Raw genomic sequence first — 13988 nt, 5'->3', positions numbered from 1 at the left:
CCGGCATATCATTTAATAACCTGTGTTTATTTATTTACGGCCGTAATAGTTTATAGAACTCTTCGGAGCGTTTTCTGGCTAAATGAGTTTCATCCGGGCGACCTAATCTCTCAAGCAATTCAGCTCGCAGCTCATGAGCCTGTTTCGCCACAGGTGAATCGGGAAAAAGATGGGCACTCTCTGTTGCGTATTCTAAAGCCTGAATAATTTTTTCAGGTTCTGAACTTTCTCTTAACTCCTGTGCCTGTTCAAAAGCTGATTTCCACCCAAGAACTTCAGGACTCATTCGCCCTTCAGCCTGCAGTACCGGGAATGACGGAAGTTCAATTTTGCTAAATTTCTCTTTAATGGGTTCGGCACCGGCCTCAAAAAATTCACTGATTCCTTCAACAAGTGCTTCCGCTTCCTTACGGTTGTAATCCTCCTCTTTCAGGCGCTGTTCTTCATCCGGATTTGTGAAAAAGGAAGCCTCTGTAATGATACCGGGAATGCCGTAAGAGTGCCGCAAAACCGCTGTGCCCGATCGGGTGAATATGGTGTGATCAGATGCCACCAACACCGGTTCCTCTCCATCAAAAAGCGCATCGTTTATTTTTTGTCCCAATATCTTACCAAGCTGCAGGCCGGCGCGGTTTTCGCTGGCATTGCCATGGAAGTAGACCACCGGAAAGTTCACGGAAGTATCGGCTATAGCGTTGTGGTGGATCGACAGAAACAGATCCGCATTGTTATCCACAGCAAGCTGTGCACGTTCCTGCAAGCCTACGTCGCTGTCATCCGTGCGGGTCATGAGCACCTCAGCACCTTCTTCAATCAGCAGATCCTGCAGCATCAGTGCCACACGCAAATTGATCCACTCCTCCCGCTCTCCAGTGGGTCCAACCCGATAGTGATCCACTTCAGCCGTACCGCCGTGACCGGGATCGAGCACAATTGTTTTGCCTTCGATTGAATTTTCAGATGTCTCACACCCCGCCAACAGAATGACAAAAGAAAAAAGAAAAAGAATTCTATTCATGCTAAGAATTTATATCATTTGAAATTCCTGATGCATGAAAGTAATAAATACCGGCAAAGAATAGATAATTATGATTTAATCAGAAAAAAAATTCGGTTTATTCCACAGGCTCCAGATCCTCCAGCTGTTCTTCCGTAAACATCTTCGATTTGATGAGAAACCGCACACCCATCGGAATCTCTATCGAAAAGCTTGAACCGCGTCCCGGCTTCACATCAAGCGTGAGCTGCATGTGCTGCCAGTATTTGAACTGGTCTTTCGCCATGTAAAAAGGAGCACCATAAACCTCACCCAGTTTCACATCACTTTTACCCACCCGAAACTGCCCGGCTTTATAGCACATAGGCGAAGAACCATCGCAGCACCCGCCGCTTTGGTGAAACATCAGTTCGCCATGCTTTTCTCGCAGTTCATCCATTACTTCTTTGGCATCATCGGTTATAAGAACTCGTTTTACTGGCATGGTACAACAGATTAGAGATGAAAGTTAAATGATTAGAGGAGCTCATAGTTAACATCCTGAGATTGATGATTTGAGTTAGATTATCAACTCCAGCTCTTTCGAGCCTACCTCGGAATAGCAAGAAAATGAACCTCTCCTCCCGGGAGGAGACAGATCAAAACTCGTACAGAGTTTGGATCAGAGGTGGGTTGTTGGGATTTTGGTACAGCCTGTAATTAAACTTAAACCACTCAACCGAACTAAACATCCCCCGGGCTAATAAAAGCACCGGGGGTTTGGTTTGTGGGTCAACTCTTAGAAAAAGCCCATTGCTTTCTTGTCGTATGAAATCAGCATGTTTTTGGTCTGCTGATAGTGATCCAGCATCATCTTGTGATTTTCGCGGCCAAATCCGGATTTTTTATACCCGCCAAAAGCTGCGTGTGCCGGATAGGTGTGGTAGCAGTTCACCCACACACGCCCCGCTTTGATGGCACGCGGCACCTGGTAGAGTTCGTGAGCATCACGGGTCCACACGCCGGCTCCGAGACCGTAGAGTGTGTCATTGGCAATCTCTATAGCTTCATCCACGTCTTTGAATGTTGTGAGTGATGAAACCGGGCCAAAAATCTCTTCCTGGAATACCCGCATTTTATTATTTCCGGAAAAGATGGTTGGCTGTATATAGTACCCATTGGAGGTTCCGTTGCTGCCCACATCGGCTTTACCGCCGCCAACGAGAACTTTTGCACCCTCTTCGCGGCCAACTTCAAAGTAGTTCAGAATCTTCTCATACTGATCGTTCGAAGCCTGCGCGCCCACCATCGTCTCATCATCCAGCGGGTGCCCCATTTTGATCTTCTTCACCCGCTCAACAACCCGTTCGGTAAATACTTCCGCGATTGACTCCTGTACCAGGATACGTGACGGGCAGGTGCAGACTTCTCCCTGGTTTAGCGCAAACATTGCCGCACCTTCCAGAACTTTATCAAAGTACTCATCATCAGCATCCATCACGCTTTCAAAAAAGACGTTCGGACTTTTGCCGCCCAGCTCCAACGTTACCGGTACGATATTTTCAGATGCGTACTGCATAATCAGCCGGCCGGTTGTGGTTTCGCCGGTGAACGCAATTTTGGCGATCCGCTCATTGGTAGCGAGCGGCTGTCCGGCTTCAGGGCCAAATCCGTTTACAACGTTCAGCACACCATCGGGAATTACATCTCCAATCAGCTCCAACATCACCATAATGCTTGAAGGGGTCTGCTCGGCCGGTTTTACCACCGTGCAATTTCCTGCAGCCAGGGAGGGTGCTATTTTCCAGGCGCCCATCAGCAGCGGAAAATTCCATGGTATAATCTGACCTACTACGCCCAGCGGCTCCGGCAGATTGATCGATACTGTATTGGCATCGTGCTCCGAGATACCACCCTCCTGTGCTCGAATCGCAGCAGCAAAATAGCGGTAGTGATCCACCACCAGGGGCAGATCGGCATTCATCGTTTCCCGGATCGGTTTTCCATTCTCAATTGTTTCGACACGTGCCAGAAGCTCGAGGTTATCCTCTATGATATCGGCCATTTTGTTTAGCACCGATGCCCGTTCTGCAGCTGAAGAGCGATTCCACTCCGGTGCTGCCTTATGAGCGGCATCAAGTGCCATCTCAATGTCTTTTTCATTGGATCGCGCACATTTAGTGAACGCTTTTCCATCAACAGGCGAAATGTTATCGAAATATTCTCCATCGGCCGGCGGCACGAATTTTCCGCCGATATAGTTATCATATTTATCTTTGAATGTGGGGCGTTCATGCAACATTTTAAGTCTCCATTAAATTAAGTTACTTAGTTATTTGTACTCAATGATGCATAAAAAAGCGCTTCCAATCTTGGTCTATACTCTCAGAAAATTGCGCTATCGTCTCAATTTGGTTTCGATATGTTCATTATCTATACTAAAAAACGGTGCAGCGCCGGTTGTACGGTAATCAGATCCATTCTGCCATGATTAATCAATCCCTGGTACAAAACAGAGAAAAGCCGCCCCGGCAACTGGTTGAAAACCGGACCAGCTATGCGGGAAGGGATGCCGTCTTTTCGGTTTATGATACGTATCAGGAAGCGAGTAGGGTGGAACTGAAATCAGACAGCCCGATGTATTGCGGTATGATTTCCGGCAAGAAGGTGATCCACTCGGGCGATGAAACCCCTTTTGAGTTTGTGCCTAGTGAATCGCTGGTACTGCCTCCCGATTCGACGATCTACATCGATTTTCCGGATGCGAAGTTAAATCAGCCCACAAAATGCATCACCGTTGAGCTTCCCCTGGAGCGGATTGATGAGATCGTTGCCCGGATGAACGACCGGATGCCGCGTACAAAAACATCCGGTGAGTGGGAGTATGACGCATCAGCTTCTGTCCATTTTTCCAATACAGAATCTGTTGATCTGCTGATCCGAAAGCTGTTTCACATTTTTACAGAGGAGCACAATCAAAAAGATCTTCTGGTGGAGATGAATACGGCCGAACTGATTGTTCACATGCTGCAGACCGAATCGAGAAACCTGCTTTTGAAAAATTACCGGAAGCATGTTACACAAAGCGGGCTGGCTTCTGCCGTGGAGTTTATCAAAAACAACCTGGACCGGCCAATCTCAATCAATAAACTGGCTGATATCGCCTGCATGAGTAAGGCTTCGTTTTATCGCTATTTCAATAACGAGTTTGGGATCAGTCCGGTGGAGTATATCAACAGGGAGAGAGTGAAAAAAGCGTGCAAATTGCTCCGGAATAAAGATCTGAACGTGACCGACGTGAGCTTTAAGCTGGGATATTCCAGCCTGAGCCATTTTATAAAACTGTTCAAAGAGCATACCGGAACCACACCTAAACAGTATCAGCTTAAGAAACAGGCCGGATGAGATCTTTTATCTCACAGATTGTACCCGGCCATGATTATGTTTACTGAAGAATCCACACATCATTGATAATTACATCTGTTGCCTCTTCATTTCTGATATAGTGTCTGTGCTCACCATTACGACTTTGACCGGCACGCAGTGTTTCGCCGGAGACATCAAAGAAATAACTGGTTCCGCTCACGGTAAGAATTTCAAAATAGACCTCATACTCTTCGATATCGGCAGCTTCGCTTGTGTTGGTTACTCGGTAATTCACATCCACGTGAGTTGAATCGCCATCCACATCATTAAACCAGGCTGTAATTTCAGCACGAAAGTCATCGGTTGTGGCAGTGGAATCTTCATCTTCGTCCACGGGGTTCATCAAAATTTTGGCAACGGCTGTTTGCCCGTCACGGACAGATACGCTCACTGATGCATTACTGTAATCTTTTTTACGCGCCTGGATGGTGTAGTTTCCTGTGGGAACATTTTGAATAGTAAACGTGCCGTCGCTCTCAGTAAAAATTGCGTTTGATGCCGGTGTGGTTGTAATATTTACAGTACCCAGCCCCGTCTCAGTCTCACTGTTGATGACAATGCCATCAATATCGCCAAAGGATTCAGCTTCAACCGACTCTTTTGCGCACGATCCGAAAATCAATCCCGATGCGGCAAGCATTGTCAGATAAAATACAATTCGTGACTTCATAATTTCTTCTGTAATGAAATGTTATGGGTAAACTTTTTCTGATGTAACAGGCGCTCTGTTTGCTCTACTTTAATACGTTTCGACCACTGCAGAAGCTCCATTGCCGAACTGTGAAATGTTCAGCGGGATACCCCGGCCGATCACCTGCAGGGCATGATTGCTGCCAATCTGCTCAAAACGCTGACGAACCCCCGATCCAGACTGCTGTACTTCCATCCGGTTGAAATCGCCGAGTTGAAGATATTCAAACTCATTCGCCGATCCAACCCATCTTACTGCAGCCTGGTTGTTATCGCCATTCTGAACAACCCCCGCTACATTATCGGCACCAATCAGATTTAGTATAGTCCGATTATTAAATCCGATTTGATTCAGAAGAGTCAGATTTCCTTTTCCCGATTGCAAAACACTTGCGTGGTGATCCCCATCACTGAAACTGGCCGAAAACTCCTCTTCTGGTTCAAATAGATGGCTGAACTCTCCGGTAAACTGAACGACTGCATCATTATGATTAAATGCTGCCTGTTCGATAAATACTTCGCCCGGATTTTGATGGGTCTGTGCAATTGCGGCCGGAAGGCCTGCAGCCAGTAAAAGAGCGATCCATATGAATATTTTCATTCCGGTTTCATTCGTTTTAGGTTTGCTCAATCCAAAAGATTGATAAACGAACGTATGACCGGTTGATCTCAGAGCTGGCGGAGCGTGATCAGGTTACCAGTTCCTTCCTGATTGATATCAGCTGATCCGTTATTCTGCTCCAGGGTTGTCGTGTTAAAATCACCATTTTGAGAAATATGTGCTGTGCTCTGTATTTGGCCGGCAATCACTGTATTCATCACACCGAACTGTTGGGATTGCACTTTGGATCCATCCTGTATGAAATCGGCTGCGTTAAAATCACCGGCTTGAGAAATATCAAGCCTGGAATCCCTGATCTGCTCCGTGGTAATTCTCGGGTTGATCCACTGGGTTTTATTACTTCCAAGCCTGTTTCCATAACCTTGCTGAGTGATTTGAGCGGTATTTCCGGATGCACTTTGCGTCAGTTGCACCACATTTCCGGAATCTCCCGACTGAATGATCTCCACATAATTATCGCGGTTCTCACTCCTTACATCCGCGGTATTTTCATCGCTTATCTGGAGAATCCTCACATGAGAACGACTCAGTTCCTGTTGCCCGGTCAATACGTCAATACGGGAACCAAACCCCGCTTCATCTCTCTTATCGGCACTTTCTAATTTTTGTAAAGCCGAGCCTTTGTTTACCCAGGGGTAGCTCTCCGTTAACCGGGTAAACGGAATGAATAAACGGGCAGATGTGGGTTTTACCTTATTTTCACTCTCATCTTCTGGTGGGCTCACTTGTTGATTTTCAACCTGTTCTCTTTCCACATTTTGTTTTTCTTCATCTTTACCCTGATCCGGCTCTGTTTTTAAAATCTGCTCTTCATCAAACGAAAGTGGATGTGTATCTCTTTTCTGATCCTTTTCCCCGCCGATAAATGGTGCCCGAAAGATTGGTGTGCCTATTCCAGATGGGGCCTTTTCCGTTTGATTTGAAGAAATCTCACCGAATTTCGGTAACTCAAACTGAAAATAAGAGGCATTATTTCCGTCGTTCAGCAGGTGATGAGTAAGCACGCCTGCAACGATCAGAAAAATGGTCAGAAGGGCGATATGGAACTCTTTGGTAGTCATTTATAGATTAGACCTGAGCAAAAAAACAGTTTTTTAATCTCTGTGTTTTTTATTGATGATCTGCCTCAACATCCCGGTTCAATTCCTCCGGTTATGTATTAGCTTTTTCATTCTTAATTTATTTGGATAAACAAATCCCCCACACGGCGTTCAAACCGTGCAGGGTTGCAAATGTACACTCAGAACAAATTTAGTTCTGGGTAATGGTCGCTGTATTGCTGTTTCCTGCTACGCTAACTGAAGCAGTGTTATAGTCTGAAAACTGTCCGATCGATACGGAGTTGGCATCACCTGCAATGCTTACGCCATCGCTTGTGTACCATGATGTTCCGAGTCGGTTACCAAGTCCGTCCTGTGCAACGGTTACGGTATTGTTATCACCGGCAATGCTTCCTGTGCTGTAGTTATTGCTGCCGGTTACATCAAGAGTAAGTGAGTTTCCTGTTGGCTGATGTGGCCATCCGAGTGAGCTGATTGCCCAGCTTCCGCGGTTTTCATCGCCTGCAACATCCATGCTTACAGAATTGTCTTCGCCGCGAACGCTTGCACGGTAGTAGTTATCATCTCCAAGCTGCGTACCGGTCACTCTGTTATCAACGGAACGAACCTGCTTGGTTTCGAAGTAGTTGCCATCGCCAATTTGGGTAAAGTCTGCAATGCTTGCAGTCGCACCGCCGTATACACCCTGCTCAATCAGAACTGAGTTTCCTACACCATTTTGACGTACAAAAGCTGTGTTATCATCACCATTTTGCGTGATATCAGCTGTTCCGGCTTGTCCTCTCTGAGAAACATCCACCAGGTTATCGCTTCCGGTTACATCCACATAGGCAGTCTGACGATTTGCGTTGTTGTTCGCTTTCTGATCGAGTACAACATCGTTGAAAGATCCGGTGAGAGATATATCTGCATATCCATGCTCTTGCAGGAGTCCTACCGTGTTACCGTCGCCAAGAATATCAAGCAGAAGAGTGTTGGTATTTTTCTGTGCTTCACCACGAAGGCTGTAAAGCGTATTATCATCTCCTTCCATCATCACATCAATGATGTTCAGTCCGTGATTCTGCAGAAACGCTGAACCGGCGCTTGTTCCCTGCACACTGTTGCCTGATCCAACTTGCGTGATGTTTGCAACATTATTGCCAAAAAAGTTTCTCTGACGGAGATTTACGCTGTTTTCTGATCCATCCTGAGTCACATCAGCTGTTCCAACGTCGCTGCCTTCCCTGCCGGCGTCAGCCGTTTGCAAAACATGTGCATCGTTTAAAGATCCGGTTTGGGAAATCATGGCATCGTGATCATCGCCCACTTGGTCGATCGAAGCGTCATTGCTTTGCGCAAGTGCGGTTCCTGCCGCGAAAAGCAGTGCAAATGATAGTGTGGTAAACTTATTCATAATTAACCTCTGTAGTCGTTTTTTTGTTTTAGGTACTTCTCTTGTTGTTCTGTGTAATTTGAGCCAATGGCGCCCGGTAATTTGAACCAGGCGCCCTGACATCAAAAGATTTAGTTACTTTGTGTGATTGTAGCTGTGTTGAAATCACCATCTTGCGAAATCACTCCACTGCTGTGGCTGGATGTTTCAATTGAGCCGAAGTTAGAATCACCGAACTGACTGATTTCATTAAATGAATGGCCGCCAGTTATGATGTACGCTTCATTGAAATCGCCTTCTTGCGTTGTGTTTGCATGAAAATTGCTATTTCCCTGCTCAACAATAGAAATGTTATCATCACCAACCTGTGACTGATTAATTCGGGCTGCATTTGTCAGGCCAAGTGCTTCTGCGAGGTTGCCATCACCAATTTGTGATTGATTGATAACACCATCACGGATGAATCTGAATCCAGGCTCTACATAAGCTGTATTGAAGTCACCTTCCTGATATTGGTCGACGTTCATAACTCGTCGAATACCATTTGGGTTGCCGCTTTCGCCTGTAGGGTCGCCTATCTGGGCATGGTTATAATTACCGATCTGTTCCTGGCTAAGATTTGCTCCTTCACGGCCAACAGCATAAGCGGTATTATTGTCACCAGTTTGAATCTGGGTTATGACTCCGCTTCGTCCATCCCAGTCACCCGATCGTCCGAGGTACAATGCTGTTGCACTGTTCTCATTTCCGGTTTGGGTTTGCGTTACAGAACTTTCAGTATCGGCTCCTACCTGAAGAGCTGTTGCGCTATTGTAATCTCCAATTTGTGTAACGGACGCCTCATGAGTGCCTGTCTGAGTTACATCAGCATCATTATCTGAGCCGACTTGAGAAATTGAAGCGTCATTACTTTGTGCGAATGCTGTTCCTGCTGCGAAGAACAGTGCGAGTGTAAATGTGCTTATTGTTTTCATGATTCTTTTTGTTTTGAGTTGTACGATTTGTTGATTTATGATATGTAACTGGTACTTTTCTTGTTTTTATACTGGCGTTTGAGTCTCAGCCGCCCGGCAATTAGAACCGGGCGTCCGGACATCAAAAGGATTTAGTTTCCTTGTGTGATTGTAGCTGAGTTGCTGTAGCCTTCTTGTGAAATAGTTGCGAAATCTCCGCTGCCGTGTGCAATTGAAGCCATATTACTGAGTCCAAACTGCTCAATTCCGGCGTAACTATTGTGTTGTCCGTTACTTGTAAATGTTGCGCTGTTGCCATCACCAAGCTGAAGAACGTCAACTGTATGCCCGGTAAAAGCACTGCTTCCTCTTTCGAGTGTTGCACTGTTATTCAACCCATACTGTCTCGTACTAAGTACATTTGAATGGCTTACATCTGAAATGTCACTTACATTTCCGCTACCAACCTGAATTTGTTCAATATCCAGATGACGGCCATTCCCACTCCAGATAGACAGAGAAGCTTCGTTGTTAAAACCCACTTGATATTGCTCCACTGAACTATTTTGATTTAATCGGGAACCTGTTTCCGCAATTAACGCCTCATTACCGGATCCAATTTGAGTCTGCTCTACATCAGATGAAGATGTAGCCCGCGCTACTGCACTGTTATTCAGGCCAGCCTGATACTGAGTAATTTCTCCGCTACCTGAATGGTCAGCTGAAGCAGTATTATAAAAGCCAACTTGTGTTATACTTATTTCACTGCTGTTGCTTGTACTATTCTGAACAGATGATGCAGTATTTGAAGATCCTGATTGATCGATGGCAGAAACTTGTCCGCTTCCGGTCTGTTCAATTGTTGCATCGTTGCTATTTCCTTCCTGATCAACTGTTGCATCATTGCTTTGTGCGAATGCGGTTCCTGCTGCGAAGAACAGTGCGAGTGTAAATGTGCTTATTGTTTTCATAGTTCTCTGTGTTTTGTTATGTACGATTTGTTGTTTGTTAATTTGAGCTGAACCTCTCGGTTCAGTGTAAATTTGCATTATTGTTGAGTAATGATGGCCCGATTGCCGTTGCCGTATTGCTCCAGGCGGGCGGAGTGCCCGTTACCGTATTGTCGGATGATGGCGGCATTGTCTGCGCCAAACTGCTCAATTAAAGCGCTGTTCTGTATGCCATCCTGCTCGATTTCGGCAAAGTTGCCGAGATCCAGTCCATCCTGCGTAACAGCTGCAGTGTTATAGCTTCCATGCTGCGTGATTTCAGCATAATGGGAGCCGTTTTGCGCCAGCGTGATTTCATTGCTGAAACCGTGCTGCATCAGCAGCGCAAAAGCGCCGCTTCCGAATTCCTCACCAAAAGAGGAAACTGTTGAATTACCTTGTGCCTGTGTCAGGTTAATTTGATTGCTGCCTTCTCCTGTCTGACTGATCTCTGCGATATGGCTTCCAAATTGATTTACTTCAACGTTATTTCCATCACCCGCCTGCTCGATTGTAGCTGAAGAAGCTCCCTCAATTCCAGACTGGCCACCGGCCCACTGGTTGATTTCGGCGCGATTATCTACACCATACTGAATCAACTGCGCACTGTTTGATCCTTCCTGATGAATGATTGCCTCGTTTCCGGCAACTTCCTGGATAACTAATGCACTATTTGTTGATCCAACCTGCTCTATAGAAGCTGAATGATCATCGCCGGCCTGCTCAATGATGGCATCATTGCCCTGGGCAAATAGCCCGGCTGTTGCCAGGAGCCAGATAAGCATAGAGAGAGTGTACATTTTCATTGTTTAATCCCGAATTCTGTAGTTTTTCTAAATCTTTGCCGGCAGCCAACTTGCCGACACTTTGTAACATTTGTTTTTGAAAATCAATAAAGATTCAATTTTTAAATATGTACATCATAGAATCATACCAATTGATTTCTTTGCTCCATCAAAGAAATGAAGAAGCTGTCATTGATCATAATTAGCGTTTCTTTATAGTTTGACCCTTAAAATTTTCATAACAATCTTAAGTTATTGTTTATAAGTTATTTAAGAGCATTAAAAAATCTAACGAATACGAATGGCCGTCTGTGTGTTATAGATTTTTAACTGCTTGACAGCTCCAAAAATTAGAAAAGAAGTGCGGTTTCTAATTCAAATCCTTCCGTTTTACCAGGAACCAAAATATCACTTTGAGATGTGCCTGAAATTAATCATGATATTAAAAACTATAGTATATAAAATGTATGACATAAAAATAACTGAATTCAAAACACACCTTAATATCAACTATAAAATCAAATTTCAGCGATTAGCAAAATCAAATCGGTGGATGACTGTATTCAAAAATCTCAATGAGGGCAGCCAGCCGGCAGATGGGTATTTCAAAGCCTTCTTAATCTGAGTTATTAAAGGAATTACAAAAAAGGATCAGAACCCTTCAAATACGTTTCTGGGAATTCATTAACCAAATGCTTTTCGACAGAGAAGAGAGGTTAGTACCGAAAAGAAAAGTGACCCGGATTTCCGAATACCTCCGGAGAGCTGGATCATCGGATGAGTTATCAATAAATCGAGTTGTGCTGATTTTAGTATATGATTCAGGGGCCTCATCCGAGGATCGATGTTGGAGAGCCCCCCCATTAAGAAGCAACAAATTACATCAACTATTTACTTCAGTAGTTTTCGATAATGACCGATGCGCCGTTGCCTCGCTGTTCAATCTGCATGGGTACACCGCCCCCGCCATTGTCAATTAGCTGGAGTGATAAATTTGCCCCGGTCTGGCTGAATGTTTGATTATGGGTATTTCCAATCAGGTCCATTCGCAAAAAGTTATTTTTTCCTGCCTGCATACCATCAACCAAACCATCACTGCCTTCCAGGTTGAGGATAAACCGATTACTATTTCCCCTTTGCTGCAGACCGGATCTGTTCCTGTCTCCCAGAATATTAACCATGGCAACATTTCCCCAGCCGGATTGTGTAACACTGGATTGGTTATCACTCCCATACAAATTCACGAATGCGGTGTTGGTCCGGCCATCAAACAAATCAACGGCGTCGAGACTCATATCGAAAAGTGCAGTAAAATCACTAGTAAACTGTTGGGCTGCCTCCGTATGATCAAAGTTCGCCTGCTGGATAAATACTTCACCCGGCCGCTGCCCTGTCTGCGCAAAGGCATTGCATGTGATAAAAAGGGTTACCAAAAACAGTATGTATAATTGTCTCATTTGTCTGACTCCTAAAGTTTTATGTTCTCCTGCCAGGGAACGGATACCGTATCCGTTCCCTGTCTTGCTACTGAAACCTAAGTTCTATCTATTTGTTCTCTCTTTTTGTAATTCACTGCTAAATCTTACCTGAAGCACTCTTACGTATACTTTATCATTCCTTTAACTGACACCGACCCTATTCAACTCGCCCGCTGTACTCCATTCCAGGGAAACACCATAATGCCTGATTTCATACGTTTTGTTCTGGTTTCTGTTCTGTAATTCGATGACTCACTGGTCAGGAGTGCCATCAATAAACTGCTGTTACTATAGCGACATTTACACCTTGTGTACATTTGCTTTAGTAGATTAAAGTCCCTTGCGGGTTATTTTTCAGATGCATATATGTTTGGTGAACCGCGTATTTACCGGCTTCCTGGATCATTTCATAACGGGGCTGCAGCCTCATTTTGAAAGTTTCCGTTTGATTCACCTTTACCATGATGGTTGTTCCCATGTTTGGTGAAGGCTGTTCATCCACCCGAATAGTGAAGTTGCCTGCTTCAGGCGGTGACTGCCAATGGGAATAGAATACATCGTAGAAATCGCGGCCCACCTTCGAACGCGTTTCGTCGTGCACCATTCCGTCGATCTCAATCAGCATCTGCCTCTCTGATTCTCTCTGTACCTGCTCCTGGTTGCTTTCTCTTTGATTTACCCTGGTCTCTCTCTGCAGTTCTTCTGCATGAAGTTCTGCCATTCTCTCCTGCTCTTTTTTCTCTGCTTCTTCTTTCTCCTGATGACGTTCTGCATTAGCTTTATTCTCTAAAAATGCTAAATCATAGCGTGTTATAAATCGATTTTGTACCTGCCTGTAAGGAAGCTCCGATAGTTTACAAAAGGGATTTTCAAGCACATCACTCATAGCCAGCTCATTCTGCTGATAGTACGCGATGTTGTATGGTATCCGAATTTGCTGCCCGGGGAAAATCAGGTTTGGATCGTTTAGTATATCTGCATTTGCCACATAGATCGACTCCCAAAAAAGGTAGCTTCCATAATGTGCGCTGATTTCATAGAGATTATCACCCTCTTTTACTTCGTAGATAACGTCAAGATCACTACACCGTTCCAGCTCTGAAACATCATCATTACCTGCCGGATGCCAACCGTTCAGCAATACTGCCAATACTATAAATATGATAATACGTTGTACCATTTGCCTGTGTTCTCTTTTTATCCCGATTGATGCTTTATATATATTGTATAAGCCAACTTTATTTTATTCATACATCGTATAAAGCAATCGCCTTAGAAGTAATGAACTTTACCTCTATAGTCAAAATTAGGAATCTTTTATAGTAGTGCTCTTAAATGTTTTATAATGATACTTAAGCCTAATAATTTAAGTAACTTAAAAATATTAAATTTGGCCCCGCTGCACCTGTTGCCAATCTCCGTTAATCTTTCCTAACCGCTTATACGCTTCGCAATATTTGCATCCGTAAAAATATCACAGACAGCAAGATGATTCGTTTGTCAATCATTCATCATACTGCATTGACCCGTTCTATAATTCCTAACTGAAAACCGCTCAAAGGAATTGACCAGAAATCCATAAGTGAACCGAATCTTTAAAAGATCAATCATGTTTCTGATTTGAACTTTGTAT

At 44.5% G+C, this 13988-nt stretch carries 13 protein-coding genes; 1 reads left to right on the top strand and 12 read right to left on the bottom strand.

What is annotated here, in order from left to right:
- Positions 1–34: 34 nt before the first annotated feature.
- From DYD21_RS00955 to DYD21_RS00945, 3 genes are all read right to left on the bottom strand, one after another.
- Positions 35–1018, bottom strand: coding sequence for an N-acetylmuramoyl-L-alanine amidase (locus tag DYD21_RS00955; RefSeq protein WP_116030958.1), 984 nt, complete (start codon positions 1016–1018; stop codon positions 35–37).
- Between the two features lie 97 nt (positions 1019–1115).
- A complete protein-coding gene (locus DYD21_RS00950; RefSeq protein WP_199535434.1) occupies positions 1116–1481 on the bottom strand; it encodes a DUF779 domain-containing protein in 366 nt (121 codons plus the stop codon).
- A 294-nt stretch (positions 1482–1775) separates the two neighbouring features.
- The gene (locus DYD21_RS00945; RefSeq protein WP_116030954.1) at positions 1776–3278 is read right to left on the bottom strand and encodes an aldehyde dehydrogenase family protein; all 1503 of its coding nucleotides are present in this window, start codon (positions 3276–3278) and stop codon (positions 1776–1778) included.
- Between the two features lie 185 nt (positions 3279–3463).
- Here DYD21_RS00945 and DYD21_RS00940 point away from each other — a divergent pair, with 185 nt between their 5' ends.
- Positions 3464–4381: an AraC family transcriptional regulator gene (locus DYD21_RS00940; protein WP_147303458.1), complete on the top strand. Its 918-nt coding sequence runs from the start codon at positions 3464–3466 to the stop codon at positions 4379–4381.
- A gap of 40 nt (positions 4382–4421) precedes the next feature.
- Here DYD21_RS00940 and DYD21_RS00935 read toward each other — a convergent pair whose 3' ends face one another.
- The 9 genes from DYD21_RS00935 to DYD21_RS00895 form a co-directional block, all read right to left on the bottom strand.
- The gene (locus DYD21_RS00935; protein ID WP_116030950.1) at positions 4422–5072 is read right to left on the bottom strand and encodes a beta-sandwich domain-containing protein; all 651 of its coding nucleotides are present in this window, start codon (positions 5070–5072) and stop codon (positions 4422–4424) included.
- Between the two features lie 69 nt (positions 5073–5141).
- The gene (locus tag DYD21_RS00930) at positions 5142–5693 is read right to left on the bottom strand and encodes a hypothetical protein (protein WP_147303457.1); all 552 of its coding nucleotides are present in this window, start codon (positions 5691–5693) and stop codon (positions 5142–5144) included.
- Between the two features lie 68 nt (positions 5694–5761).
- Positions 5762–6775 (bottom strand): hypothetical protein, encoded by a 1014-nt coding sequence (locus tag DYD21_RS00925; RefSeq protein ID WP_116030946.1) that lies wholly within the window; start codon positions 6773–6775, stop codon positions 5762–5764.
- Between the two features lie 190 nt (positions 6776–6965).
- Positions 6966–8171, bottom strand: a complete 1206-nt coding sequence (locus DYD21_RS00920) for a hypothetical protein (RefSeq protein ID WP_158551363.1) — start codon at positions 8169–8171, stop codon at positions 6966–6968.
- 110 nt (positions 8172–8281) lie between these two features.
- Positions 8282–9124: a hypothetical protein gene (locus DYD21_RS00915; RefSeq protein WP_116030942.1), complete on the bottom strand. Its 843-nt coding sequence runs from the start codon at positions 9122–9124 to the stop codon at positions 8282–8284.
- A 131-nt stretch (positions 9125–9255) separates the two neighbouring features.
- A complete protein-coding gene (locus tag DYD21_RS00910; protein WP_158551362.1) occupies positions 9256–10074 on the bottom strand; it encodes a hypothetical protein in 819 nt (272 codons plus the stop codon).
- A gap of 77 nt (positions 10075–10151) precedes the next feature.
- Positions 10152–10898: a hypothetical protein gene (locus DYD21_RS00905; protein WP_116030938.1), complete on the bottom strand. Its 747-nt coding sequence runs from the start codon at positions 10896–10898 to the stop codon at positions 10152–10154.
- Positions 10899–11773: 875 nt separating this feature from the next.
- Positions 11774–12334 carry a hypothetical protein gene (locus DYD21_RS00900; protein ID WP_147303456.1) on the bottom strand — a complete coding sequence of 187 codons (561 nt, stop codon included), beginning with the start codon at positions 12332–12334 and terminating at the stop codon, positions 11774–11776.
- 343 nt (positions 12335–12677) lie between these two features.
- A complete protein-coding gene (locus tag DYD21_RS00895) occupies positions 12678–13535 on the bottom strand; it encodes a CsgE family curli-type amyloid fiber assembly protein (protein ID WP_116030934.1) in 858 nt (285 codons plus the stop codon).
- Positions 13536–13988 lie beyond the last annotated feature (453 nt).

It is taken from the genome of Rhodohalobacter sp. SW132 (assembly GCF_003390325.1).
Taxonomy (GTDB): Bacteria; Bacteroidota; Rhodothermia; order Balneolales; family Balneolaceae; genus SW132.
The sequence above is the reverse complement of the archived record's forward strand: the minus strand, read 5'-3'. Positions and strand labels throughout refer to the sequence as shown.

What these genes read in the sequence shown, in the direction of transcription:
- DYD21_RS00940 (WP_147303458.1), top strand. Translation starts at nt 3,464, where the DNA reads ATGATTAATCAATCCCTGGTACAAAACAGAGAAAAGCCGCCCCGGCAA.
- DYD21_RS00925 (WP_116030946.1), bottom strand. Translation starts at nt 6,775, where the DNA reads ATGACTACCAAAGAGTTCCATATCGCCCTTCTGACCATTTTTCTGATC.
- DYD21_RS00930 (WP_147303457.1), bottom strand. Translation starts at nt 5,693, where the DNA reads ATGAAAATATTCATATGGATCGCTCTTTTACTGGCTGCAGGCCTTCCG.
- DYD21_RS00945 (WP_116030954.1), bottom strand. Translation starts at nt 3,278, where the DNA reads ATGTTGCATGAACGCCCCACATTCAAAGATAAATATGATAACTATATC.
- DYD21_RS00920 (WP_158551363.1), bottom strand. Translation starts at nt 8,171, where the DNA reads ATGAATAAGTTTACCACACTATCATTTGCACTGCTTTTCGCGGCAGGA.
- DYD21_RS00905 (WP_116030938.1), bottom strand. Translation starts at nt 10,898, where the DNA reads ATGAAAATGTACACTCTCTCTATGCTTATCTGGCTCCTGGCAACAGCC.
- DYD21_RS00935 (WP_116030950.1), bottom strand. Translation starts at nt 5,072, where the DNA reads ATGAAGTCACGAATTGTATTTTATCTGACAATGCTTGCCGCATCGGGA.
- DYD21_RS00955 (WP_116030958.1), bottom strand. Translation starts at nt 1,018, where the DNA reads ATGAATAGAATTCTTTTTCTTTTTTCTTTTGTCATTCTGTTGGCGGGG.
- DYD21_RS00950 (WP_199535434.1), bottom strand. Translation starts at nt 1,481, where the DNA reads ATGCCAGTAAAACGAGTTCTTATAACCGATGATGCCAAAGAAGTAATG.
- DYD21_RS00915 (WP_116030942.1), bottom strand. Translation starts at nt 9,124, where the DNA reads ATGAAAACAATAAGCACATTTACACTCGCACTGTTCTTCGCAGCAGGA.
- DYD21_RS00895 (WP_116030934.1), bottom strand. Translation starts at nt 13,535, where the DNA reads ATGGTACAACGTATTATCATATTTATAGTATTGGCAGTATTGCTGAAC.
- DYD21_RS00900 (WP_147303456.1), bottom strand. Translation starts at nt 12,334, where the DNA reads ATGAGACAATTATACATACTGTTTTTGGTAACCCTTTTTATCACATGC.
- DYD21_RS00910 (WP_158551362.1), bottom strand. Translation starts at nt 10,074, where the DNA reads ATGAAAACAATAAGCACATTTACACTCGCACTGTTCTTCGCAGCAGGA.